The organism is Streptomyces changanensis, from assembly GCF_024600715.1.
GTDB classification, from domain to species: Bacteria; Actinomycetota; Actinomycetes; order Streptomycetales; family Streptomycetaceae; genus Streptomyces; species Streptomyces changanensis.
On sequence record NZ_CP102332.1, the window covers coordinates 2,748,139 to 2,770,926 of the forward strand.

Annotated in this window: 23 protein-coding genes and 1 pseudogene; 12 read left to right on the forward strand and 12 right to left on the reverse strand. The window is 72.1% G+C overall.

Going from position 1 to position 22,788, the window contains the following annotated elements; all coding sequences use genetic code 11:
- Positions 1-229: 229 nt before the first annotated feature.
- The 6 genes from NRO40_RS12140 to rsmI form a co-directional block, all read right to left on the reverse strand.
- Positions 230-1,123 carry a 4-(cytidine 5'-diphospho)-2-C-methyl-D-erythritol kinase gene (locus NRO40_RS12140; protein WP_058945198.1) on the reverse strand — a complete coding sequence of 298 codons (894 nt, stop codon included), beginning with the start codon at positions 1,121-1,123 and terminating at the stop codon, positions 230-232.
- On the reverse strand, positions 1,120-1,977 hold the full coding sequence (rsmA, locus tag NRO40_RS12145; RefSeq protein ID WP_058945197.1) for a 16S rRNA (adenine(1518)-N(6)/adenine(1519)-N(6))-dimethyltransferase RsmA: 858 nt from the start codon (positions 1,975-1,977) through the stop codon (positions 1,120-1,122). The genes NRO40_RS12140 and rsmA overlap by 4 nt, the downstream gene beginning before the upstream one ends.
- Entirely contained in the window at positions 1,974-3,266 is a 1,293-nt protein-coding gene (locus tag NRO40_RS12150; RefSeq protein WP_306674862.1) for a resuscitation-promoting factor, read from the reverse strand. The genes rsmA and NRO40_RS12150 overlap by 4 nt, the downstream gene beginning before the upstream one ends.
- A 299-nt stretch (positions 3,267-3,565) precedes the next feature.
- Positions 3,566-4,438, reverse strand: a complete 873-nt coding sequence (locus tag NRO40_RS12155; RefSeq protein WP_058943949.1) for a TatD family hydrolase — start codon at positions 4,436-4,438, stop codon at positions 3,566-3,568.
- A gap of 51 nt (positions 4,439-4,489) precedes the next feature.
- Positions 4,490-5,083, reverse strand: coding sequence for a hypothetical protein (locus NRO40_RS30770; RefSeq protein ID WP_408056995.1), 594 nt, complete (start codon positions 5,081-5,083; stop codon positions 4,490-4,492).
- A 129-nt stretch (positions 5,084-5,212) separates the two neighbouring features.
- A complete protein-coding gene (rsmI, locus tag NRO40_RS12165; RefSeq protein WP_058943950.1) occupies positions 5,213-6,079 on the reverse strand; it encodes a 16S rRNA (cytidine(1402)-2'-O)-methyltransferase in 867 nt (288 codons plus the stop codon).
- A 72-nt stretch (positions 6,080-6,151) separates the two neighbouring features.
- Between rsmI and NRO40_RS12170 the strand changes: the two genes are divergently transcribed.
- From NRO40_RS12170 to NRO40_RS12185, 4 genes are all read left to right on the forward strand, one after another.
- Positions 6,152-7,948 carry a dolichyl-phosphate-mannose--protein mannosyltransferase gene (locus NRO40_RS12170; protein WP_058943951.1) on the forward strand — a complete coding sequence of 599 codons (1,797 nt, stop codon included), beginning with the start codon at positions 6,152-6,154 and terminating at the stop codon, positions 7,946-7,948.
- 124 nt (positions 7,949-8,072) lie between these two features.
- Positions 8,073-9,698, forward strand: coding sequence for a penicillin-binding transpeptidase domain-containing protein (locus NRO40_RS12175; RefSeq protein WP_058943952.1), 1,626 nt, complete (start codon positions 8,073-8,075; stop codon positions 9,696-9,698).
- A gap of 214 nt (positions 9,699-9,912) precedes the next feature.
- Entirely contained in the window at positions 9,913-10,806 is an 894-nt protein-coding gene (locus NRO40_RS12180; protein WP_232791182.1) for a DMT family transporter, read from the forward strand.
- A gap of 61 nt (positions 10,807-10,867) precedes the next feature.
- Entirely contained in the window at positions 10,868-11,740 is an 873-nt protein-coding gene (locus NRO40_RS12185) for a macro domain-containing protein (RefSeq protein ID WP_257375407.1), read from the forward strand.
- A 74-nt stretch (positions 11,741-11,814) separates the two neighbouring features.
- On the opposite strand, the gene NRO40_RS12190 is transcribed toward NRO40_RS12185, so the two are convergent.
- Entirely contained in the window at positions 11,815-12,774 is a 960-nt protein-coding gene (locus tag NRO40_RS12190; RefSeq protein ID WP_058943953.1) for a DUF6414 family protein, read from the reverse strand.
- Between the two features lie 256 nt (positions 12,775-13,030).
- On the opposite strand from NRO40_RS12190, the gene NRO40_RS12195 reads away from it, so the two are divergent.
- The 5 genes and pseudogenes from NRO40_RS12195 to NRO40_RS12210 all read left to right on the forward strand — a co-directional run bounded on the left by NRO40_RS12195 (position 13,031) and on the right by NRO40_RS12210 (position 15,780).
- On the forward strand, positions 13,031-13,915 hold the full coding sequence (locus tag NRO40_RS12195; protein ID WP_198549424.1) for a hypothetical protein: 885 nt from the start codon (positions 13,031-13,033) through the stop codon (positions 13,913-13,915).
- A 389-nt stretch (positions 13,916-14,304) separates the two neighbouring features.
- Positions 14,305-14,484: a hypothetical protein gene (locus NRO40_RS30545; RefSeq protein ID WP_306674863.1), complete on the forward strand. Its 180-nt coding sequence runs from the start codon at positions 14,305-14,307 to the stop codon at positions 14,482-14,484.
- A complete protein-coding gene (locus NRO40_RS30550; RefSeq protein WP_306674864.1) occupies positions 14,453-14,869 on the forward strand; it encodes a phosphotransferase family protein in 417 nt (138 codons plus the stop codon). The genes NRO40_RS30545 and NRO40_RS30550 overlap by 32 nt, the downstream gene beginning before the upstream one ends.
- A 362-nt stretch (positions 14,870-15,231) precedes the next feature.
- Positions 15,232-15,330: pseudogene (locus NRO40_RS12205) on the forward strand (EamA family transporter); the annotation flags it as partial.
- 72 nt (positions 15,331-15,402) lie between these two features.
- The gene (locus tag NRO40_RS12210) at positions 15,403-15,780 is read left to right on the forward strand and encodes a DUF4180 domain-containing protein (protein WP_058943954.1); all 378 of its coding nucleotides are present in this window, start codon (positions 15,403-15,405) and stop codon (positions 15,778-15,780) included.
- Between the two features lie 228 nt (positions 15,781-16,008).
- Here NRO40_RS12210 and NRO40_RS12215 read toward each other — a convergent pair whose 3' ends face one another.
- Complete coding sequence (locus tag NRO40_RS12215; protein WP_157901910.1) at positions 16,009-16,272, reverse strand: hypothetical protein; 264 nt, start codon at positions 16,270-16,272, stop codon at positions 16,009-16,011.
- A gap of 173 nt (positions 16,273-16,445) precedes the next feature.
- On the opposite strand from NRO40_RS12215, the gene NRO40_RS12220 reads away from it, so the two are divergent.
- Positions 16,446-17,198 (forward strand): DUF6879 family protein, encoded by a 753-nt coding sequence (locus NRO40_RS12220; protein ID WP_058943955.1) that lies wholly within the window; start codon positions 16,446-16,448, stop codon positions 17,196-17,198.
- A 17-nt stretch (positions 17,199-17,215) separates the two neighbouring features.
- On the forward strand, positions 17,216-18,067 hold the full coding sequence (locus tag NRO40_RS12225; RefSeq protein WP_058943956.1) for a helix-turn-helix domain-containing protein: 852 nt from the start codon (positions 17,216-17,218) through the stop codon (positions 18,065-18,067).
- Between the two features lie 59 nt (positions 18,068-18,126).
- Here the strand turns inward: NRO40_RS12225 and NRO40_RS12230 are convergent, their stop codons facing one another.
- The 4 genes from NRO40_RS12230 to NRO40_RS12245 are packed head-to-tail and all read right to left on the reverse strand — an operon-like array spanning position 18,127 to position 21,984.
- Positions 18,127-19,302 (reverse strand): serine hydrolase domain-containing protein, encoded by a 1,176-nt coding sequence (locus NRO40_RS12230; protein WP_058943957.1) that lies wholly within the window; start codon positions 19,300-19,302, stop codon positions 18,127-18,129.
- Between the two features lie 3 nt (positions 19,303-19,305).
- Complete coding sequence (locus tag NRO40_RS12235) at positions 19,306-20,160, reverse strand: energy-coupling factor ABC transporter ATP-binding protein (RefSeq protein WP_058943972.1); 855 nt, start codon at positions 20,158-20,160, stop codon at positions 19,306-19,308.
- The gene (gene cbiQ, locus NRO40_RS12240; RefSeq protein ID WP_058943958.1) at positions 20,157-20,918 is read right to left on the reverse strand and encodes a cobalt ECF transporter T component CbiQ; all 762 of its coding nucleotides are present in this window, start codon (positions 20,916-20,918) and stop codon (positions 20,157-20,159) included. The genes NRO40_RS12235 and cbiQ overlap by 4 nt, the downstream gene beginning before the upstream one ends.
- 1 nt (position 20,919) lies before the next feature.
- The gene (locus tag NRO40_RS12245; RefSeq protein ID WP_058943959.1) at positions 20,920-21,984 is read right to left on the reverse strand and encodes an energy-coupling factor ABC transporter permease; all 1,065 of its coding nucleotides are present in this window, start codon (positions 21,982-21,984) and stop codon (positions 20,920-20,922) included.
- A gap of 214 nt (positions 21,985-22,198) precedes the next feature.
- Between NRO40_RS12245 and NRO40_RS30555 the strand changes: the two genes are divergently transcribed.
- A complete protein-coding gene (locus NRO40_RS30555; protein ID WP_306674865.1) occupies positions 22,199-22,720 on the forward strand; it encodes an SsgA family sporulation/cell division regulator in 522 nt (173 codons plus the stop codon).
- The last annotated feature ends 68 nt before the right edge of the window (positions 22,721-22,788 follow it).

The following is a 22,788-nucleotide window of genomic DNA, read 5'->3' on the forward strand; positions in this document are numbered from 1 at the left end:
GGCGGTGCCGCGCCCCGGCCGGGTGCGGGGTGCCCGGCCGGGCCCCACCGGCCGGCTCACGGGCCGAGGTCACGGGCGGGTGCCACGCCGCCCGCCGCGGGGCGGGTACGCAGGCCCCGGCCCCGCCGGCCGGCTCACGGGGGCGAGACCACGGGCGGGGTGCCACGCGCCGGCGCGGAGGAGGGGCGAACACCCCCGTGTCACGGGCGGGTGCCCGCCCGCTGCGGGGTCACGGGGTCAGGATCCGGGCCCCCGGTGCGGGGGAGGTGGCCGTGCGGGCCGTGCGGCAGGTGCCGGAGGCGGTCAGCGCCGCGGCGACGGACCGGGCGGACTCGGCGTCCTTGACCAGGAACGCCGTCGTCGGCCCCGAGCCGGAGACGAGGGCGGCCAGCGCTCCGGCGTCCGTCCCGGCGGCGAGGGTGTCGGCGAGGGACGGGCGCAGGGAGAGCGCCGCCGGCTGGAGGTCGTTGGCGAGGGCGCCCGCGAGGGCGGTGGTGTCGCCGGTGCGCAGCGCGTCGAGGAGGGCGGGCGGGGCGGTGGGGGCCGGCGCGTCGGGGGTGAGCCGGTCGAACTCGGCGTAGACGGCCGGGGTCGACAGGCCGCCGTCGGCCACCGCGAACACCCAGTGGAAGTCCCCGCCGACGGGCAGTGCGGTGAGTCGCTCGCCGCGGCCGGTCCCCAGCGCCGCCCCGCCCACCAGGGAGAACGGCACGTCGCTGCCGAGTTCGGCGCAGATGTCGAGGAGGTCGGCGCGGCTGGTCCCGGTCCCCCACAGGGCGTCGCAGGCGAGCAGGGCGCCCGCGCCGTCGGCGCTGCCGCCCGCCATGCCCCCGGCGACGGGGATGTCCTTGGCGATGTGGAGGTGGACGGCGGGCTCGATGCCGTGCCGGGCGGCGAGCAGCTCCGCCGCGCGGGCCGCGAGGTTCGTCCGGTCCAGGGGGACCCGGTCGGCGTCGGGGCCCTCGCAGGTGACGCGCAGCGACGGCGCGGGGGTGGCGGTCACCTCGTCGTACAGGGAGACGGCGAGGAAGACGTTGGCCAGGTCGTGGAAGCCGTCGGGGCGGGCGGGTCCGACCGCCAGCCGGACGTTGACCTTGGCCGGGACTCGTACGGTGACGCTCACGCTCGTGCCTCCGCGATGCGGGCGAACTCCTCGACGGTCAGGGACTCGCCGCGGGCCTGCGGGGAGACGCCCGCCGCGACGAGGGCGGCCTCCGCGGCGGCGGGCGAACCGGCCCAGCCCGCCAGCGCGGCCCGCAGGGTCTTGCGGCGCTGGGCGAACGCCGCGTCGACGACGGCGAACACCTCCCGCTTCGTGGCGGTGGTCCGCGGCGGGTCCCGGCGGACCAGGGACACCAGGCCGGAGTCGACGTTGGGGGCGGGCCAGAAGACGTTGCGGCCGATGGCGCCGGCGCGCTTGACGTCGGCGTACCAGTTGGCCTTGACGGAGGGCACGCCGTACACCTTGTTGCCGGGGCCCGCGGCGAGCCGGTCGGCGACCTCCGCCTGGACCATGACGAGGGTGCGCTCGATGGTCGGGAAGCGGTCGAGCATGTGCAGGAGCACCGGGACGGCGACGTTGTACGGGAGGTTCGCGACGAGTGCGGTGGGCGGCGGGCCGGGCAGCTCCGTGATGTCCATGGCGTCCGAGTGGACGAGGGAGAAGCGCGTCGCCCGCTCGGGCAGGCGGGCGGTGACGGTGGCGGGCAGCGCCGCGGCGAGCGTGTCGTCGATCTCGACCGCGACGACGCGGTCGGCGGCCTCCAGCAGGGCGAGCGTGAGGGAGCCGAGGCCGGGGCCCACCTCCACCACCACGTCGTCGGGGCGTACCTCCGCGGTGCGGACGATGCGCCGGACGGTGTTGGCGTCGATGACGAAGTTCTGGCCGCGCTGCTTGGTGGGGCGTACGCCCAGCGCTGCGGCCAGCTCGCGGATGTCGGCGGGGCCGAGGAGGGCGTCGGGCTCAGTGGTGCTCACCGATACAGCCTACGGCCGCAGTGCGGCCACGGGCTCGCCCCCCGCTGCACGTAGAGCTTCTTCGCCCGGTATGTCTGTTCGGCGGCGGGGGCGTCCTGGGGGCGGCCGCTGCCGCCGAGCGCCCGCCAGGTGCCGGGGTCGAACTGGTAGAGCCCGCCGTAGGTGCCGGAGGCGTCGACCGCGTCGGGCCGGCCGCCGGACTCGCAGCGGGCGAGGGCGTCCCAGTCGAGACCGTCGGCGCCGTGGACGGAGCGGGGCTTCGGGCGGGTACCGACCCGCACGATCTGCGTGACGGGCTCCCGGACCAGCTCGGCCCCGGTCCTGCGGGGCGGCTGGGCGACGCCGTTGACGGAGCGGAGCGCGTAGGTGACGCGGCGCAGACCCGGGCGGCCCTGGCGGGTGACGACCTCGGTGCCCGTGAAGAGGCGGGGGTCCTCGACGCGCCGGACGGCGAAGGGGACGGGCTGGTCGCGGGTCTCGCGGCCGTCGGTGATCCGCAGGACGGTGACGGTCTGCCCGTCGCGCGGGAAGGAGCCGGGCGGCACGGAGGTGGTGTCGTCACCGTCGAGGGTGATACCCGCCTGGTCGAGGGCGTCGGCGACGGTGGCGGCGTTGGTGCGGACGGTGCGTTCGCGTCCGTCGGCGAGGAAGGTCACGGTGCGTTCGGTGCGGATGTCCAGGGCGAGGCCCTCGCGGCCGATGGCGGAGGAGCGGGACGCGGAGAGGTGGGCGCCCTCGGCGCGGACGCCGAGCTCGCGCAGCGCCTCCTCGACGGTGCGGGCGGTGGTCCACAGACGCCGGCTGCGGCCGTCGAGGGTGAGGTCGACGGGGCGGCCCCAGCGGACGACGACCTCGTCGCCGCTGGCCAGGGCGGTGCCGGGGGCGGGGGCGACGAGGTCGTGCTCGCCGACGGTGAGCCCCTCCTCGTCGAGGAGCTCCTCGACGTCGTCGGCGAAGGTGTGGAACGTGCGGGGCGTGCCGTCGACGCTGAGCCGGACCGCCTTGTCGTCGGCGACGAACGCGCTGGTGCCGCCGGCGAGCACGGCGACGACGAGGGCCTGCGGGACGAGCCGCCGCAGCCCGTCCCCGCCGCCGCGTGGTTCCGCCGCGCGGCGGCGGGCGGCCCGGCCCCCGCCGGCCCGGGCGGTGGCGGCGTCGTCCCCGGGGGCGGTGGGGGCCGGGATGGCCGGGGCCATCGGGCCCGCGGGGCCGGCCGGGGCCGGGCGGGACGGGTCGGCGGCGCGGCGGCCCCGGGTGGCGGCCCGATGACTGCCCTGCGAGGTGTTCACGAGGCCGGGACCCTAGCGGAGGAATGGTCACTCTCCAAGGCGACTCGACCACGCAGCGTCATCCGACTACCCTGCGCGCGCCCCGGTCCGCCCGGCGGGGGACGCCGACGCGACCGGTACGGCGCGACGGCCGCGTACGGGCGCGACGGCCGCGTACGGCGGTACGCGGCGGGACGACGGGACGGCCGCGTACGACCGTACGGTGGCGGTACGGCGTACGGCGTACGGCGGTACGGCGGGACCGGTCCGTGCTCAGCGGCTCAGCGGCTCAGCGGCTCAGCGACCCCTGGGGCCGGCGGTCAGTAGTCGAAGGCCCGGGCGGTGTTGGCGGCGAGCGCCGTCGCCATCTCCTCCTCGCCGATGCCCCGGACGGCGGCCATGGCGCGGACCGTGACCGGGATGAGGTACGGCGCGTTGGGCCGCCCGCGGTACGGGGCCGGGGTCAGGAAGGGCGCGTCGGTCTCGACGAGGACGAGGTCGAGCGGGGCGACGGCGAGGGCGTCGCGCAGCGGCTGCGCGTTCTTGAAGGTGACGTTCCCGGCGAACGACATGAAGTAGCCGCGCTCGGCGCAGGTGCGGGCCATGTCGGCGTCGCCCGAGTAGCAGTGGAACACCGTCCGCTCGGGGGCGCCCTCCTCGGCGAGGACCCTCAGCACGTCGTCGTGGGCCTCCCGGTCGTGGATGACGAGGGCCTTGCCGTGCCGCTTGGCGATCTCGATGTGGGCGCGGAACGAGCGCTCCTGCGCCTCCTTGCCCTCCGGGCCGGTGCGGTAGTGGTCGAGACCGGTCTCGCCGACCGCCTTGACGTGCGCGAGTGCGGCGAGCCGGTCGATCTCGGCGAGGGCGTCGTCGAGTGCCGCGTCCCCGCCGCCCTCGCGCGCGCCCTGCCGGGACCACCCTCCCTCGGGGTCGCCGAGCACGATCCGGGGCGCCTCGTTGGGGTGGAGGGCGACGGCGGCGTGGACGTTCGGGTGGGCCGCGGCCGTCTCCGCCGCCCACTGGGAGCCCTTGACGTCGCAGCCCACCTGGACGACGGTCTCGACCCCGACGAGGGCGGCCTTGGTGAGGGCCTCCTCGACGGTGCCGTTCTGCATGTCGAGGTGGGTGTGCGCGTCGGCCACGGCCACGGGCAGGGGTTCGGGCAGCGGAGGCGGGGCGTCCTTGGCACTCATGCCCCGATCGTACGGAAGGCCCGTGGCGCCGCTCGCGGGGGAACCCCGGCCCTACTCCCGGTGGAAGGGGTGCAGCAGGTGCGCCAGCCGCCGATGACGCGGCCCGCCCTCCGACACCCCCGCCTGACCGCCGCCCACCTGGCCGCCGCCCGGCGCGTCCGACGCGCCGGAGCCGCCAGGGACGCCCGCTGCGCCCGGCTCGCCCGCCGGGGCGACTCCGCCGGCGTCCGCGGGCGGTCCGGTGGAGGGGTCCGTCGCGGGCCGCCCCGCCGCCGCGGCCCGCGGCAGCGGTCTCTCCTCCATCTCCTGCCCGAGCGGACCAGTCGTCGCCACCGGGATGGCCGCCCGCCGGGGCGCCACGCCGGGCACGCCCGGCCGGGTGGGCCGGGGCTCGCCGTGGTCGAGGACCGTGGAGATCCGCCCGGACCGCATGATGCGCACCTCGTGCCGCCCGCAGTTGGGGCACGTCGGGTGGGAGAGCGGGGAGGGCACGCGGCTGCCCTCGCTGCGGTAGACGGCGACGTCATGACCGGTGACGTCGGTGTGGTGCTCGATGTCGTACGCCTGCTCCCAGCCGTAGCCGCACCGCATGCACGCGAAGGCGTACGCCTCGTGACCGACCGGAGTGCCGGGGGTCTCGCTCATGCCGGCTCCTTTCCACCACACCAGTGGACGCCTTCACGGGCGGATCGGCACCTCGCCCGCGAGCGCGGGGCCCGGCGGAGCGCGGGGCGCGCACCGGCAGGTGAGGGGCCCCACCTCCCACGATAGTCCTCAGCCCGCCGCCGGGCCGCCCGCGCCGGCGTTCTTCGCGGCGACGACCGCGTCGAACACCTCCCGCTTCGGCAGCCCCGCCTCGGCGGCGACGGCCGCGATGGCCTCCTTGCGGCGCTCCCCGGCCTCCTCGCGGATCCGCACCCGGCGGACCAGCTCGGCCGGGTCGAGGTCGGCGGGTCCCGTTTCGGGGGCGCCCTCGACGACGACGGTGATCTCGCCGCGTACGCCCTCGGCGGCCCAGGCGGCCAGCTCGGCGAGGCCGCCGCGCCGGACCTCCTCGTACGTCTTGGTGAGCTCGCGGCAGACCGCCGCCCGCCGGTCCGCGCCGAACACCTCGGCCATCGCGGCGAGCGTGTCGTCGAGCCGGTGCGGCGCCTCGAAGTAGACGAGGGTGCGCCGCTCGGCGGCGACCTCCCGGAGCCGGGCGAGGCGCTCGCCCGCCTTGCGGGGCGGGAAGCCCTCGAAGCAGAACCGGTCCACGGGCAGGCCGGACAGGGCGAGCGCGGTGAGCACGGCGGACGGGCCGGGCACGGCGGTGACCTTGATGTCCCGCTCGACGGCGGCGGCGACGAGCCGGTAGCCGGGGTCCGAGACGGACGGCATGCCCGCGTCGGTGACCAGCAGCACCCGTGACCCGCCCGTGAGCGCCTCGACCAGTTCCGGCGTGCGCGCGGCCTCGTTGCCCTCGAAGTACGACACGACCCGGCCGCGCACCTGGACGCCGAGCGCCTGGGTGAGGCGGCGCAGCCGGCGCGTGTCCTCGGCGGCGACGACGTCGGCGTCCGCGAGCTCGGCGGCGAGGCGGGGCGGGGCGTCGGCGATGTCGCCGATCGGGGTACCTGCGAGTACGAGCGTTCCAGTCACGGTGCCATCCTCGCAGCCCCGCGCCCGGCCCGGCCGGGCGAGTCGCACGGGCGCGTTCCCTACGATGGCGCGGTGACCAGACTTGCGCCTGAGGCCCTGCACGGACAGGACGGACCCGGTGGGCGCGCCGCCGGGGAGCACGCGGGAGGGCCGACGCCCGCGTGGGAGCGACGCCTGCGCCGGTTCGGCCACGCGCCCCGCACCGGGCCGGGGCTGCGGGAGCGGCTGGTGCCGCCCTACACGCGCGCCTCGCCGCGGCTGTGGCACGGGCTCGGGCTGCCGCCGGGGGCGGTGGACGGGCTGCTGCGCCTCGCGCCGTGGGGCGGGCCGCTGCTGGTGGCGCTGGTCGCCGGGGTGCTGCGGTTCTGGAACCTGGGTTCGCCGCACGCGGTGATATTCGACGAGACGTACTACGCCAAGGACGCCTGGTCGCTGATCCACCGCGGGTACGAGGGGGCGTGGCCGAAGGACGTCGACGCGACGGTCCTGCAGGACCCGGGCGCCGTCGCCGTGCCGCTGAACGCCGGGTACGTGGTGCACCCGCCGATGGGCAAGTGGGTCATCGGGCTCGGCGAGTGGATGTTCGGTTTCGATCCGTTCGGCTGGCGGTTCATGGTCGCGGTGTGCGGCACGCTGTCGGTGCTGATGCTGTGCCGGATCGGCCGGCGGCTGTTCCGCTCGACGTTCCTCGGCTGCCTGGCGGGCGGACTGATGGCCGTCGACGGGCTGCACTTCGTGATGAGCCGCACGGCGCTCCTCGACCAGGTGCTGATGTTCTTCGTGCTGGCGGCGTTCGGCTGCCTGCTGATCGACCGCGACCGGACCCGGTGGCGGCTCGCGGAGGCCCTGCCGGTCGACGCGGACGGGGTGCTGCGGCCGGACGCCCGCGTGGCGGCGACCCTGCGGCTCGGCCTGCGGCCGTGGCGGCTGGCGGCCGGTGTGATGCTGGGCCTGGCGGCGGCGACGAAGTGGAACGGCCTGTACGTCATGGCCGCGTTCGGGCTGCTGACCGTGGCGTGGGACGTCGGCGCGCGGCGGGTGGCCGGGGCGCACCGCCCGTACCGGGCGGTGCTGACGCGGGACGTGCTGCCGGCGTTCGTGTCGGTGGTGCCGGTCGCGCTCGCCACGTACGTCGCGTCGTGGACGGGGTGGATCCTGTCGGACCGGGGCTACTACCGGAACTGGGCGACGACGGGCGAGGGGCGCGGCAGTTCGTGGTCGTGGCTCTTCCCGGAGTGGTGGCGCAGCCTGTGGCACTACGAGTCCGAGGTGTACACGTTCCACGTCAACCTGACGTCGGGCCACACGTACGAGTCGAACCCGTGGAGCTGGATCGTCCTGGGCCGCCCCGTGTCGTACTTCTACGAGTCCCCCGCGCAGGGCAAGGACGGCTGCCCTGTCGACGCGGCGGAGAAGTGCGCCCGCGAGGTGCTGGCGATCGGCACGCCGCTGCTGTGGTGGGCGGGCTGTCTGGCGGTCCTGTACGTGCTGTGGCGCTGGTTCTACCGCCGCGACTGGCGGGCCGGGGCCATCGCGTGCGGCATCGCGGCGGGGTGGGCGCCGTGGTTCTTCTACCAGGAGCGCACGATCTTCCTGTTCTACGCGGTGGTGTTCCTTCCCTTCCTGTGCCTGGCGGTCACGATGATGATCGGCGCGATGGTGGGCCCGGCGGCCGGCCCCCCGGGCGCGGACGGCGTCGCGGACCCGGACGGCCGGGCCGAGCGGCGGCGCACGGTCGGGGCGATCGGCGCGGGCGTGCTCGTCCTGCTCATCGTCTGGAACTTCATCTACTTCTGGCCCCTGTTCACCGGGGAGACGATCCCCATGGACGAGTGGCGGGCGCGGATGTGGCTGGATACGTGGGTGTGAGCGCTTCCGTTTGATTCCGTTCGGATAACAGGCGCCTGGCGGGGCGTCACGGCGACGTAGGGTCCCCCCAGGGGCTCCTTGAACGTGTTCAAGGAGAGTTGTCACCGGAGGGGGAGACCGCGGGATGCGGAGTGGAACGAAAGTGATGATCGTCGGCGGCGTCTTCGTCGTCGCGGTCGGCGGCGTCGGGTACGGGGCGGTCAACGTCTGGAACGGGATGACCGGCGGGACGACCACCGCCACCTCCCCCGCCGGGACGCCGCGCAGGACCGGGCCGGTCACCGCCGAGGAGACGAAGGCGGCGGCGGAGGGCTTCCTCACCGCGTGGGCGGCGGGGGACGCCGCGAAGGCCGCCGGCTTCACCAACGACCCGGCGAGCGCGCAGACGGCTCTCAGCGTGTACCGCACCGCGACCCACGTCGGCGGCATGAAGGCCGTCGCGGGCACGCCGTCGGGGACGACGGTGCCCTTCACGGTGAGCGCCGTCGTCTCGTACGACGGCGTCCGCGTCCCGTGGACGTACGCCTCGCGGCTGACCGTGGTGCGCGGGCTGACCACCGGCGAGCCGCGCGTCGACTGGCGGGCCTCCGTGGTCCACCCGCAGCTGAAGGACGGCGAGTCGCTGAAGGTCACCGCCGCCGGACCGCCCGCCGTCAAGGCCCTCGACCGCTCCGGCGCCGAGCTGACGGTGGAGCGCCACCCGTCGCTGGCGCCCGTCCTGGACGAGCTGCGCAAGCGGTACGGCACCGAGGCCGGTGGCACGCCCGGCGTCGAGCTGGTCGTCTCCGGCGAGGGCGACGCGGCGGACCGCACCCTCCTCACCCTGCGGAAGGGCAAGCCGGGCGAGGTCCGCACGACGCTGGACGCCGGGGTGCAGGCCGCGGCGGAGAAGGCCGTGAAGCGGTTCCCCGAGTCGTCGGTCGCCGCCGTCAGCGCCGGCACCGGGGAGATACGGGCGGTCGCCAACAACCGCAAGGACGGCTGGAACGCCGCGTTCCTCGGCCGGCAGGCCCCCGGCTCCACCATGAAGATCGTCACCGCGGCGCTGCTGCTGGAGAAGGGCCTGGTGGGCGCCGACAAGCCCGCCGAGTGCCCGAAGGAGGCGATGTACCAGGGCCGCACGTTCCGCAACCTCGACGGCTTCTCCATCGAGGGCGGGACGTTCACGCGCAGCTTCGCCCGCTCCTGCAACACCGCCTTCGTCAAGCTCATCGACGACGCCGCGAACGACGCCGCGCTCGGCGAGGAGGCCCGCGACGTCTTCGGCATCGGTCTCGAATGGCGGACGGGCGTACCGACCTTCGACGGCTCCGTCCCGGCGGAGACCGGCGGGGAGGCCGCCGCCCAGTACATCGGCCAGGGCACGGTCCAGATGAACGCCCTGAACATCGCCTCCGTCACGGCCACGGCGAAGGCCGGCACCTTCCGGCAGCCGATCATCGTGCCGCGCTCCCTGGACGACCGCGAGATCGCCACCGCCGCCCGCTCCCTGGACGCCTCGGCCGCCCGGCAGCTGCGCGACATGATGCGCGCCACGGCCACCGGCGGCACCGCGGCCGCGGCGATGGCCGGGGTCGGCGGCGACAAGGGCGCCAAGACCGGCTCCGCGGAGGTCGACGACCAGGGCGTCGCCAACAGCTGGTTCGCGGCGTACGCCGACGACCTGGCGGCCGCCGCCGTGGTCCAGGCCGCCGGGCACGGCGGCGACGCGGCGGGACCGCTCGTCGCCTCGGTCCTGAACGCCCGGTGACGGCCGGGCCCCCGGCCCGCGCACCGGCCGCCGGGACGCGGCGGCCGGGCGACGGCACGGGCCCCGCCGGGCGTCCGGCGGTGGGCCTCCCGTACGCGGTGTCCCGGACCGTCCCGTGCGGGGAGCCCACCCCTCGCCCGGTTCTCCGGCCCGCCCCGCGCACGCCGTCCGCGCCCGGGAGCGCGCGCCGCGCGGGCGTGCGGGAGCGCACCGCGTGACGCCGCTCGTCGCGGCGGCCGTCCTGCTCGCGGCGGTGGGGCACGCCGCCTGGAACGCCCTCGCCCACCACCTGCGCGACCAGCTGGTGACCTTCACCCTCATCTCCGGCGGAGGGGCCGTCATCGGCGCGGCCACGGCGCTCCTCGCCCCGTTCCCCGCGGCCGGCGCCTGGCCCTGGCTGCTGCTGTCGGCGGCCGTCCACGTCGCGTACATGGCCCTGCTCATGCGGTCGTTCACGCTCGGCGACTTCGGCCAGGTGTACCCGATCGCCCGCGGCACGGCGCCGCTGGTGGTGACGGGGCTGGCGGCGGTGTTCCTCCACGAGGTGCCGGACGGGCAGCGGCTGGTGGGGGTCGCCGTGGCCAGCGCGGGCCTGCTGGGCCTGGCCCTGTGGGGCGTGCGCCGCGCGGGCCGCCGCCCGCAGTGGGGGGCCCTGCTCGCGGCGGGCGCGACGGGCCTGACCATCGCCGTGTACTCGGTCGTGGACGGCGTCGGCGTCCGCGCCTCGGGCAGCCCGATCGGCTACATCGCGTGGCTGATGCTCGTCCAGGGCCCGGTCATCCCCGCGTACGCGCTGTACCGCCACCGCGGCGCGCTCGCCGGCCGGCTCCGGCCGCACCTGCGCCTCGGGCTGCTGGGCGCGGCCCTCTCCGTCGCCTCGTACGGCCTGGTGCTGTGGGCGCAGACGCGGGCGCCGCTGGCGCCGGTCGCGGCGCTGCGCGAGTCGTCAGTCAAGCTTCGTTCAGGCTGCATTGACCATGGGCATGAAGGCTGCCGAACTCAGCGACCCTGCGCCGTCGTACATTCGCGTCCCGTTGCCTCTGGGCCACCCTCCCTTGATCGCCCAGGCCTTCCCGCTGTGCGCGAGCCCGTCGTCTGTCCAGCGTGAGAGTCTCAGACCGTGTTCCTGGGGATGCTCACCGCAGAAACGATGAACGAGAAAGCAGGGGGTGGTGCGTGTGCGACGGGGTGCGCGCGAAGTCATGCTCACGCGACAAGGCGTTGGTGCTATTGCATCGGCATCGCTGGCCGCATTCGGAATACTGAGCGCGGCATTTCAGGTAGCTCTCGCGGTATGGCCAAGCCTGACCCAACATGACATATGGATTTTGATACTGCTGGCGATCAGTTGCCTCACCGTGGGCGTCTGGCATACCTGGCCAAAATTCGAGACAGATCACAGATATAGGTATCCGGATTTTGCCATCCAAGTAAAATGTGGAGATGTACTGGATGAGCCAGAGAACGTGATTATCGGCTTCACGGACACCTTTGATACCGACCTTGAGGGTGGAATCGTAATCAGTCCTCGCAGCGTGCAAGGCCAGTTTCAAAAAAAATACTATACCGGCTGCACCGGGGATCTTGATTTTCATCTAGACAGGCGGCTGTCTGGAATTCAACCGAGCGCGTCAGAAGATGTCGAGAATAAGCGCATGGGAAAGCGAGATCGCTATCCAATAGGAACAACGATTATGCTTGAGCGCTCAGGAAAACGATTCTACGCCGTAGCCTACGGATACATGAGAAATGACTTGCGAGTCAGCTGCTCCGTGGATGCGCTCTGGGCGAGCCTCACGGCGGCTTGGAACTCAGTCCGAATTCATGGCGGACTTGATCCGGTAGCCATTCCTGTAATAGGCTCAGAGTTAGCGCGAGTGGGGTCACTAGATCGAACAAGTCTGATAAAAATGATCGCCCTCTCATTCGTTGCCTCATCGCGCGAGGAGATAGTATCTCGGAAATTGACTATCGTGGTACACCCCAAAGACCGCCATGCTGTGAACTTGGTGGATGTGGAGAGGTTCCTCAGAACGCTTTGACCGTAGCGGCGGTGAGGTCGGCGCCGCCGCCACCAGCGATTACCCCGATTTCTGTTGAGCTGGACTAGCCGAATTTACACAAAGATGGCCATCGGCAAAATTTGAACCGCCGGGTACCTCACGAACGGTTCATTGGACTGCAAGTTGAATCCCGGGATATTGGTCATAGCGTCGGTCACAGAACCTGACATGTCTTCCATTTTCCCCACGACAGTCCGACGCGAAAGATTAATAGACTCGCCCTCACGTACCACGCGGGTGACCTTGCCCAAGACGATGAAGTCCCCCGAGCTGAGTTTTTCCGCAACGGCGGCGTCGTAGTATTCTGACGACACAGTCAGAACCGCCCTAACTCCTGATGCTGTTTCAAGAACAACGTCATGAATGGGCGACGACTCCAACTCCTCCTTCATCTTCCTCATAAACCTCATCTCGATACTCTGTTCGAACTGTCGGAACTGCTCTGCCATCTCGGCGTATGGGTGCTCTTCACTTTGGCCTGCTTGCTCGCGATTTTGCGGGTTCCCTGACCTTCGGTTCATAGATTTCTGGGAGCGCTTATCCTCAACGCTTTGAGAAATGTCTCCCATGTACGACATCGCCTGAGTGAAGATGGCCAGCATCTCTTCCAGGGGATTACCCGTGTACCGGCCTGAGAGTTTTACGAAAGTGCCGGGCGTAACAGCAGCCAACTGGTCTCGGTTCTCGAGCGCCAGGATCGCATCGTCCTGGTGGAGGAAAGCATATAGCCCGTTGAACAGGCTGGCTGCGGTGTGGTGACGTGCCACTCTGGTCTCAGCAGTTTCGGCAACAGGGTGGCCGCTTTCCGCGCTAAGAGAGGATTCCAATCCCAGAAGCGCCCCCAAGGAAGGTAGCTTCATCTCACCCTCGCGGTTTGGCTTTCCCGCCCGAAGCTTTTCCTTCTGGACCGTCTGCTCGCTGGAGAGGTGCACCCCTCCTTCGAGGTAAGCAAGGAAACTAACCATCATCTGCACGTCGAGGTATAGGGGGTGAGCCAGTTCGTAGTCAGCCATGTCATCAGGCTTAGCACACACTCGCGGTGAGGTGCGGCTGTTTGGGCACAACTTAGATCGTTCGAAGGGGCCAGCAGGCTAGTGACGCACTTAGTGGGCGAATCGGATAAATGGCTCACATGTGGTGGAAGGGAGTCCTCTGGAGGTGCGAGCCCCTCCCTGCGTGTAGCGACAGTGTGGCCTGGTCGGTAGCGCGATTGCCCACCTTCTCGGTGATGCGCCCCCTGCTGTCAGTGCCTGCCCTTACTCTGTGTTCATGGCTCTGCGAACAATCACATTGAGCGTTTTGATCGCGTCTCCGGGTGACACGGTCTCCGAGCGTGACATCGTTGAGGACGTAATTCGTAGTTGGAACAGTGATCACACGCTGCGACGCAAAGTTCACATGCTGCCATTGCGGTGGGAATTGGGCGCTGTTCCGATGATAGGGCGTAAGGATGCTCAGCAAGAGATCAATGAGCAATTCGCCGATGCGGCGGACATTGTAATCGCGGTATTCAATAGTCGGCTTGGTAAGGCGACCGTTCGTGCAGCCTCTGGCACAGCAGAGGAAATTCTCCGGGCTCGTGAACGTGGTGCAGCGGTTCATGTCTTCTTCTCCGACGGTTCTGTGCCGCGCGACCATGATCCTGATCAGCTCAGAGCGCTAAACGCATTCCGATTGGAAATGCAGGAGAATGGCCTGACGGGAAGCTATGTCTCCCCAGACGATCTCGTCACCAAAGTGCGTAGATGCCTAGAACGTGACGCCTACGATTTGAGTGATCTGGGTAACGATGATGCTGAGGCTCCTGCCTCGGTTTCGGGAGTAATCTTGCGGTCCACTTATCTCTACGATCGAGAGCCGGTGACCGATAATCGCGGGCGAGTTAAGTTGAAGTCAGTAAGAGAACGTCTCCGCGTGGAGAATCTGGGCGCCACGGTCGCAGAAGATGTAGAGCTGGAGCTTCGCTCTGCTGCGGAAGGAGAGGCTCCGATCGCATTCGGAGACATGACGGCATCGAGCATCCTCCCTCGCTCGCACGTTGATTTTCCAGTATCCGCAACGGGGCTAGGGGTCGCCTTGCAGGGGACTGTGGTTCACCGGTGGAACGAGGCTGGAGAGGCTCACGAGGAGGAGCAGACGATCTCATGGACCTAGAGAACTTCGATCGCTTGCGTACCTTCAGGCCCCGTAACTCTCCGCGATAGGTGAGTAATCGCGAAGCGGCCTCCAGTGGTTGCCGGGCCTTGCCCGCTCGTAGGTGGGTAGCGTCAGCCGTGACGCACTCCCGATTGATCGCGCGACTAGGGGAGCTGGTACGGGCTTGGCGGTTGACGCTGCTTCATCATATGAGGGGTTCACGTCAGCGACGGTTGCGCGGGGGATGGTTGCCGCGTGCCGGGCAGTGGGGCTCAACGACAGAGGCGCTGCGTTGATCCGACTTGGTGAGAACGTGCTGTTCCGGCTGACTGAGGCACCGGTGACCGTCCGCGTGGCCCGGGGCGGGAGTGACTGCCAACGGCGCAGAAGGAAGTTGCAGTTGCCCGGTGTTGGAAGAGCTGGGGGTCTGTGCGGCACGCATCGTGGAGGATGTCGAACAGCCCCTGCTGATCGACGGGCATCCGGTGACGTTCTGGCACCGGATCGTGGAGGGTGATCGGAAAGCTTCCTACGGGGAACTGGGGGCGGTGCTGCGTGACCCCCACACGCTCACGGGCCGGTCTTGAGCTGCCTTGGTTTCAGCCCTTCGAAAAGCAGGAACTGCGGATCGACCGTGCGCAGAGTCCAGAGGATGACCGGGCGTCCCTGCGAAAACGGTGGGGTGAGCTTCAAGATCGCTACGCCGAGCTTCGGTTCAAAAAGGGACCGGTCCACGGGGATGCCCACGTGCATAACCTCATGGTGGACGACCGCAGACAAATGATCCTCATCGACTTCGAGGCGTTCTGCCACGACCATCCTGAGTGGGATCTGATGGTCACGGCTGCTGAGCATCACAGCCTGGGGTGGCAGAGCGACAAGCAATACGCCGGCTTCGTGAGCGCGTACGACGGGACCTGTACGACTGGCCCGGATACGAGACGATGCGCGGTCTTCAAGAGTTCGGCATGACGTGTCTCATGCAAAACATCCGGGAGGACGAGAAGACAGCTGCCGAGTATCGCCGGCGCATGGCGGCCCTTCATGACGACGCTGTCCCGCGGGATTGGCGTCCCTGGTAGGGCGCTACTCATCGCCGTCCAGGCGGGCCAGAGCATCGCGTACCTGGTCGTTGAGCGGGTGCACCGATAGTAGGCGTACCGGCCGCTGTCCGTGCCAGATGCGTTCCTGCCGGTCGACGCCGGTCTGGTCTTCGTCCCTGGTGTGGAGGATGCGGCAGTAGATCGCTGCGGGCTCGCCCGGTGTGACGACGGCCCTTCTAGCTTGGTCGGGCCATGTCAATCACTGTATGAGCCGGGTATGACACCGTGATCGTGGGCGCGGTGGTGTTCAAGGAGCGCTTCGGCGCGCCGCGCGTCGCCGCCGCGGGGCTGATGGCCATGGGCATCGCCCTGATGCTGCACGGGGTGTGAGCGGCCCCACCCGGCGGCGGGGCACCGAAAACACCTCGAACTCCCCGGCCATACGCGGCTAGCCTCGCGACCATGACCACCACCCCGACCCCCGCCCTCCAGACGATCCACGGCGTCCCGGTGTGGGTGTGCCCGGCACAGGGCGCCCCCGTCGCGACCGAGCAGGACGCCCTGGACCTGATCGGCGACGCCGGCTACCACGGCGCCCGGTGGGTCGTCGTTCCCGTCGAACGCTTCGACGGGAGGTTCTTCCACCTGCGCACGGGCGTCCTCGGCGACATCGTCGGCAAGTTCGCCAACTACCGCATGGGGCTCGTCGTCCTGGGTGACGTCTCCGCGCACACGGCGGCGAGCGACGCGCTGCGCGACTTCGTCCGCGAGTGCGACCGCGGCACGCAGACGTGGTTCGTCCCGGACCTCGACGCCCTCGGCGAGCGCCTGGCCGCCTGAAACCCCGCCGCCGTGCCCCGTGATCAGGCCCCCGGCCCGCCTCCCGCCCGCCCGGAGCACCGACCCGGGTCACCCAAGGCCGCTCGGGCACGGCGTGCGGCCCTGCCGTCCGGCAGGCGGAGGCGGCCGCGTGCGGCCGCGAGTGGCCTCTGCGGTGGCGGGACCGGGCGGGCCCCGCGCGCTCCGACCGGCGCAGACCAGCCGGCACGCCGCGCGAACCCGGCGCGCTCAGCCCGCGGCGGGCGCGCAGCGCGGGCAGCGGCAGGGCGGCCAGACGCCCGACATCAGCGGGGGCAGGCGGTCCGTGGCCCGGTAGACGCGCGGCGCGGACCAGGTGCGGCCCCCGTCCCGCGACACCCGCAGGGTGAGCAACGGGGGCGCCCCCGCCTCGGGCCGGGCCCCCACGGCGCGACCACCCGGCACACCGACCGGTTCGGGTACGGACAGCGAGGGGCGGGCGGCCGATGTGCCCGGGGAGGTCGTCTTTCGCATGAAGGCGACGCTAGGCAGAGGGGCTTGGACTGAGCCACGCGATGTTCTCGCATGTTCTCAGCACACGGGACGATGAGCGTCGATGGTCTCTTCTGTTCTGGGTGAACAGGTACCGTCCGGTGCCCCGCTTCCGACACCCTGACGATCAGTCGAACCCACCGGAGGAGTCCTTCATGGCACGGCGTTTACGCTTCAACGGCACTGGTAGCGGGGAGGGTGGGTGCCCCAGCATCCACGAGGACCAGGACACCGGGGAGATCATCGTCCATGGCCCGCCCCTGACCGACCCCGAGAACATCGCCCAGCTGCGGCACCTGTCACCGGGGGAGGTGCCGATCGTCGTCCCCCGTGAACTGCTCGTGGACTTCGGACCCAAGGAAGTGACCCGCGTGCCCCGCATCATCGACCTCGAAGCGTTCGGCAAGCTCTTCGAGGTGTTCGAGCACACGGCGTGGCGGCTGGAGACGCGGCGGCGGTTCGCGTCGGACGAGGCCACGGACACCTACGCCCAGTTCATCCGGGGAGAAGCACCGTCCTGGGACCTCAACAGTCGGTGGGCGAACACCATCCGGGAGAAGACCTCGGGTGGGGCGACGGTCGGCCGGGTGCGCGTGGTCGACCGGCCCCCGACGCCCGGGCAGCGCTACCTCCTCGCTCACGCGGAGAAGAACACGGCGATCGGGGAGGACATCCGCAACATGTGGCGGGACGAGGCCGACCGCCTCGACCTGCCCGCCGAGGATTTCTGGATCTTCGACTCCCGTCTGGTCGCGCTGCTCCGCTTCGACGATGACGACGACCTGGTCGACGTGGAGCTGATCACCGAGCCGGCGGAGGTCGTCCGCTACGCCCAACTCCGGGACCGAGCCTGGCACTACGCCGTACGGCGCGAGGCGTTCGCCGCGGAGGTCGCGGCGCTCGGCTAGGGGGTTACCGTGTACCGGTGAGCACCGACTTCCAGCAGGCGCGCAGGGCCCTCGGAGCGAGACTCAAGGAGCTGCGCGAGGCCGGTCCCCATGGTCGGCTCACCGGTACCGTCCTCGCGGGGCGGCTGGGCTGGCCCCACTCCAAGGTCTACAAACTGGAGAACGGCCGCCAGACCGCGTCGCCCGAGGACCTGCGTGCCTGGTGCGAGGCCGTCGGAGCACCCGACGCGCTGGAGGAGCTCCGCGCGCGGCTCAGCGGGCTCGAGTCCCACCAGCGGTCGTGGCGCCGGCAACTGGCCGCCGGGCACCGCCCCGTGCAGGAGGCTCACAACCAGGCCCACGCCGACGCCTCGGTACTGCGCGCGTGGGAGTCCTCGTGGGTCGTGGGAGTACTCCAGACACCCGACTACGCCCGATCCGTCCTATCCCGCTTCGCCGAACTCCACCGCTCGCAGCGGGACGTCGAGGAGGCGGTCCGCAGCCGCATGAAGCGGCAGGAGGGCCTGTACGACGCGCGCAGGCGGTACCACGTCCTTCTCTGGGAAGGTGTCCTCCACGCCCGGATCTGCCCGCCGTCCGTCCTGGCGGCACAACTCGACCGTCTCAGTGGTGTGATCGGGCTCGACACCGTGGAACTCGGCGTCGTGCCGTTCGGTGCCGCGTTGAAGATCCCGCCCGGTGTGGGGTTCTGGATCTACGACGACAGGCAGGTGGTCGTCGAGACGTGGCACGCCGAGCTGTGGCTGGACGACGAGGACAGCGTCCGGACGCATACGCGGGTCTGGCGCACCCTGCGGGAGTCGGCGGTCTTCGGCGGCGAGGCACAGCGCGTCATCCACGAGGCCCGCCGGGCGTTGGACGTCCGCTGAGTCGGTCTCACGGAGCGCGCCCCGGCGGTGTCGTGGGCACGGGAGGGTGTGGCTGGGAGCTAACCCAACGAGCGGCGTACCGCGCGGATCAGGGCCTGGGCCCGGGGGTCGGCGGTGACGCCCTTGCGCATGCCGTTGGTGACGTAGCCCAGGGCGACGCCCGACTCCGGGTCGGCGAAGGCGAGGGAGCCGCCGCGGCCCGGGTGGCCGAAGGAGCCGGGGCCGAGCAGCGGGGACGCGGGGCCGTGCAGCATGTAGCCGAGGCCGAAGCGGGTGCCGACCACCAGGACGCGGTCGGGGCCGGCGGACTCCTCGGTGCGGGCGACGGCGAGGGTCGCGGGGGCGAAGAGGCGGTGGCCGTCGACGGGGCCGATGAGGGAGGCGTAGAAGCGGGCGAGGGCGCGGGCCGTGGCGATGCCGCCGGAGCCGGGCAGGCCGGCGGCGCGGTACGCGGGGTCGTTCTCGTCGGGTACGGGGTCGATGACGGCGAACGCGCGCCGGGTCAGGGACCGCTCGTCCCCGTACGCCTCGGCCACCGCCCGCTTCGGGCGCAGGACCAGACCGCCGGTGGCGGACGCCGGGGGTTCGGCGAGCCGGCCGACGCGGCCGACGCGGTGCGCCTCGTCCTGCGGGAGGCCCAGCCACAGGTCGAGGCCGAGGGGGCGGGCCACCTCCTCGGCGACCCAGCGGCCGATGGGGCGGCCGGTGACGCGCCGTACGAGCGCCGCGAGGAGCCAGCTGTACGTGTGGGCGTGGTAGCCGTGGTCGGTGCCCGGCTCCCACGCGGGGGCCTGGGCGGCGACGGCGGCGGCGGCCCGTTCGAAGTCCCGGCCGACGTCCAGCGCGTCGGCGGGCGGCAGGGGCGCGTCGAGGACGGGGACGCCGGCGCGGTGCGCGAGGAGGTGGCGGACCAGCGTGCGTTCCTTGCCCGCCGCCTTGTACTCGGGCCAGTACGTGCCGACGGGCGCGTCCAGGTCGAGCTGCCCGCGCTGGTGCAGCAGCAGGGGGACGGCCGCGGCGACGCCCTTGGTGACCGAGCGGACGACCTGCGCGGTGTCGACCGCCCAGGGGGCCGTGCCGTCGACGTCCCGGGTGCCGGCCCACAGGTCGACGACCTTGCGGCCGTCCCGGTACACCGCGACGGCTGCCCCGCGCTCGCCCCGCTGGTCGAAGTTGCGCGTGAACGCGTCCCTCACCGGCTCGAAACCGGGGTCCACCGTGCCCTGGACGTCCACTGCTCAGCTCTCCCTCGGGGTCGGTCGCTCACCCCATGGTGCAACGGCTCGGTGCGCGCGCGGATTCCGGGTCGGCCTCGCGGTCGGGTCGAACCCGAACGGCAGCTCCAGACGGTGGCGGCGCATGAGCTCCTCGTCGGCGAGGAGGTCGCCCGTGGGGGCGTCCGCGGCGACGACGCCGTCGCTGAGGATCACCGAGCGGGGGCACAGTTCCAGCGCGTACGGCAGGTCGTGCGTGACCATCAGGACCGTGACGTCCAGGGAGCGGATGACGTCGGCGAGCTCGCGGCGGGACGCCGGGTCGAGGTTGGACGACGGCTCGTCCAGGACGAGGATCTCCGGCTCCATCACGAGGACGGTGGCGACCGCCGCCCGGCGCCGCTGGCCGAAGGAGAGGTGGTGCGGGGGCCGGTCGGCGTACTCGGCCATGCCGACCCGGCGCAGCGCCCGCCGTACGGCCTCCTCCAGCTCCGCGCCGCGTACGCCCGCGGCCGCCGGGCCGAAGGCCACGTCCTCGCGGACGGTCGGCATGAACAGCTGGTCGTCGGGGTCCTGGAAGACGATGCCGACGCGGCGGCGGATCTCCGCGAGGTTCGCCGGCTCGACGGGCAGCCCGGCCACGCGGACGGTGCCCGCGCCGGCGGTGAGGATGCCGTTGAGGTGCAGGGCGAGGGTGGTCTTGCCGGCGCCGTTCGGGCCGAGCAGGGCGACCCGCTCGCCGCGTTCGACGGTCAGGTCGACGCCGAACAGCGCCTGGTGGCCGTCGGGGTAGGCGTAGGCGAGGCCCCGGACGTCGAGCGACGGCACGAAACCCAGGGAGGGGGGCGGGGACGGCGGGGGCGGCGGGGGCGGGGTCATGGCGTCCATCCCAGCAGACAGACCACGAGCGCCGACAGCGGGAGCGCCATCGCGCGCAGCCACTGGGCGCGGGTCGCGGTGACCTCGTCGATCACGGGCATCGTGCCGGTGTAGCCGCGGCTGACCATGGCGAGGTGGACGCGTTCGCCGCGTTCGTAGGAGCGGATGAAGAGGGCGCCGGCCGACGTGGCGAGCACCCCCCAGTGGCGTACGCCCCGCGCCTCGAAGCCGCGCGAGCGGCGGGCGATCGACATGCGGCGCATCTCGTCGGCGACGACGTCCCCGTACCGGACCATGAAGGTGGCGATCTGCACGAGCAGCGCGGGCAGGCGCAGCCGCTGGAGGCCGAGGAGCAGGTCGCGCAGTTCCGTCGTGGCGGCCAGCAGCACCGAGGCGGCGACGCCGAGCGTGCCCTTGGCGAGGACGTTCCACGCGTCCCACAGGCCGGGCATGGAGACGGCGACGCCGAGCAGCGTGGTGCGCTCCCCCGGCACGACGAACGGCAGGAGGAAGGCGAAGGCGACGAAGGGCACCTCGATGACGAGCCGCTTGAGCAGGTGGGCCGCGGGGACCCGGGCCGCGCCGGCGACGGCGGCGAGGAGCAGCGCGTACGCGCCGAACGCCCACACCGCCTCGCGCGGGGTCGACACGACGGTCACCACGAAGGCCAGGACGGCGACGAGCTTGGTGTGCGGCGGCAGGTCGTGGACGGGGGAGCGGGCGGGCCGGTAGAGCGAGTGGGCGCGGCCGGCGCCCATGTCAGACCGTCTCCCTGTGCCGGTCCTCGGCGCCGGGTGCGGTGGTGTTCCGGCGTCGGCGCGCCGCCCAGAGGACGCCCGTGCCGAGCGCGAGCGTCGCGCCGACGCCGATGGTGCCCGCCAGCCCCCCGGACAGGCGGGTGTCGGTGACGCCCCTGACGCCGTAGTCGGCGAGCGGGGAGTCGGCGGCCGCGTGGTCGCGGGCCCGCTCGTCGATGCCGTGGTCGGCGGCGACCTTCTCCAGGCCGTCGGGGGCCGCGGAGGCGTAGAAGGAGACGAAGCCGGCGAGGAGGACGGTCACGGCCACGGCGACCGCCCGGATCCGGCCGGTGGGGCGTCCGGCCGCGGCGGTGGCCCGGGTGGGCGCCGGGGCCGCGTCGACGAGCTCGCCGTGCACGCGCAGCTTCAGCGGCGCGGTGAGGCCCCGCGCCCCGTACACCAGGTCCGGGCGGACGGCGAGGACCGCGCCGACCGTCGCCGTGGTGATGAGGGCCTCGCCGACGCCGATCAGGACGTGGACGCCGAGCATCGCGGCGAGGACCTGGCCGATTCTCACGTCGCTGGTGCCGCCGACGGCGTACACCAGGGTGAACGCGGCGGCGGAGGCCGGTACGGAGACGAGCGCGGCGACGAAGGTCGCGGCCGACACCGAGCGGCGGGTGCGCGGCAGGACCGTGACCAGGGCGCGGAACAGCGCGTAGGCGACGAGGACCGTGACCCCGCCCATGACGGTGATGTTGACGCCGAGCGCGGTCAGCCCGCCGTCCGCGAAGAGCACGCCCTGGAGGAGCAGGACGACGGCGACGCAGAGCAGACCGGTCCAGGGCCCGACGAGCACCGCCGCGAGCGCCCCGCCGAGGAGGTGCCCGCTGGTGCCGGCGGCGACGGGGAAGTTCAGCATCTGCACGGCGAAGACGAAGGCGGCGACGAGGCCCGCGAGGGGGGCCGTCCGCTCGTCGCCCAGTTCGCGGCGCGCACCGCGCAGCCCGACCGCGACGAGCCCGGCGGCGACGAGGCCGGCGGCGGCGGAGACGGGCGCGTTGATGAATCCGTCCGGGACATGCATGGGCGACCGCTTTCGGTCGTGCGGCGACTTCTGGCCGTTCGATGATGGCCGCTCCTGCAAACCATGTGCAAGAGCGGGGATGTCACGGAAAGGGCACCGGAGGGGGCGGGTCCGGCGGCGGACCGGCGGCGCTGACCGGGCGGACGGGACGTATTGGTGCGAGATTGGGGGGTATGCGATCGAGAAGGTGACGGCGAGTGGGAGGAGCCCGACGATGCGCCCCACCGACGGACGCCCCGTGGATTCCCGGACCGGCCACGGCTCGGGGGCTGCCCCGCCCGCGCGGGACGTCCCCGTGGCGGGTACGCCCGTCAGGGACGGCTCTCCCCGGGACGGTTCCGTGCCGGACGGCGACGCCCGCGTACCGCGCGGTGACGGGGCCGGCCCCTACGGCGCCGCCCCGGCCCGGGTCGAGGCGCGGGCGCGCGGCATGGTCGTGACCGACGGGCCGCTCTCCCGCCCGGTGCCCGTGGCGCTGCGCTACGAGCCGGGCGCGGAGCCGCCGTCCGTGCGGTTCGTGCTGCCGGCCGGCAGCTGGACGTTCCCGCGGACCGTGCTGGAGCGGGGGCTGCGCTTCCCCGCTCACGGTGACGAGGTGGACGTGTGGCCGTGCGGGCGGGTGCAGACGGTGGTGGAGTTCCACTCGCCGGAGGGCACCTCGGTGGTGCAGTTCGACTCCTCGGCCCTCCGCAGCTTCCTGCGGCGCACGTACGCCGCCACGCCGGTCACGCGCTGAGCGCGCGCCGGCCCGGTGGCGGCGGTGCGGCGGTAACGGGAGCGCCGGACCGCGGCCGGAGGGTGACG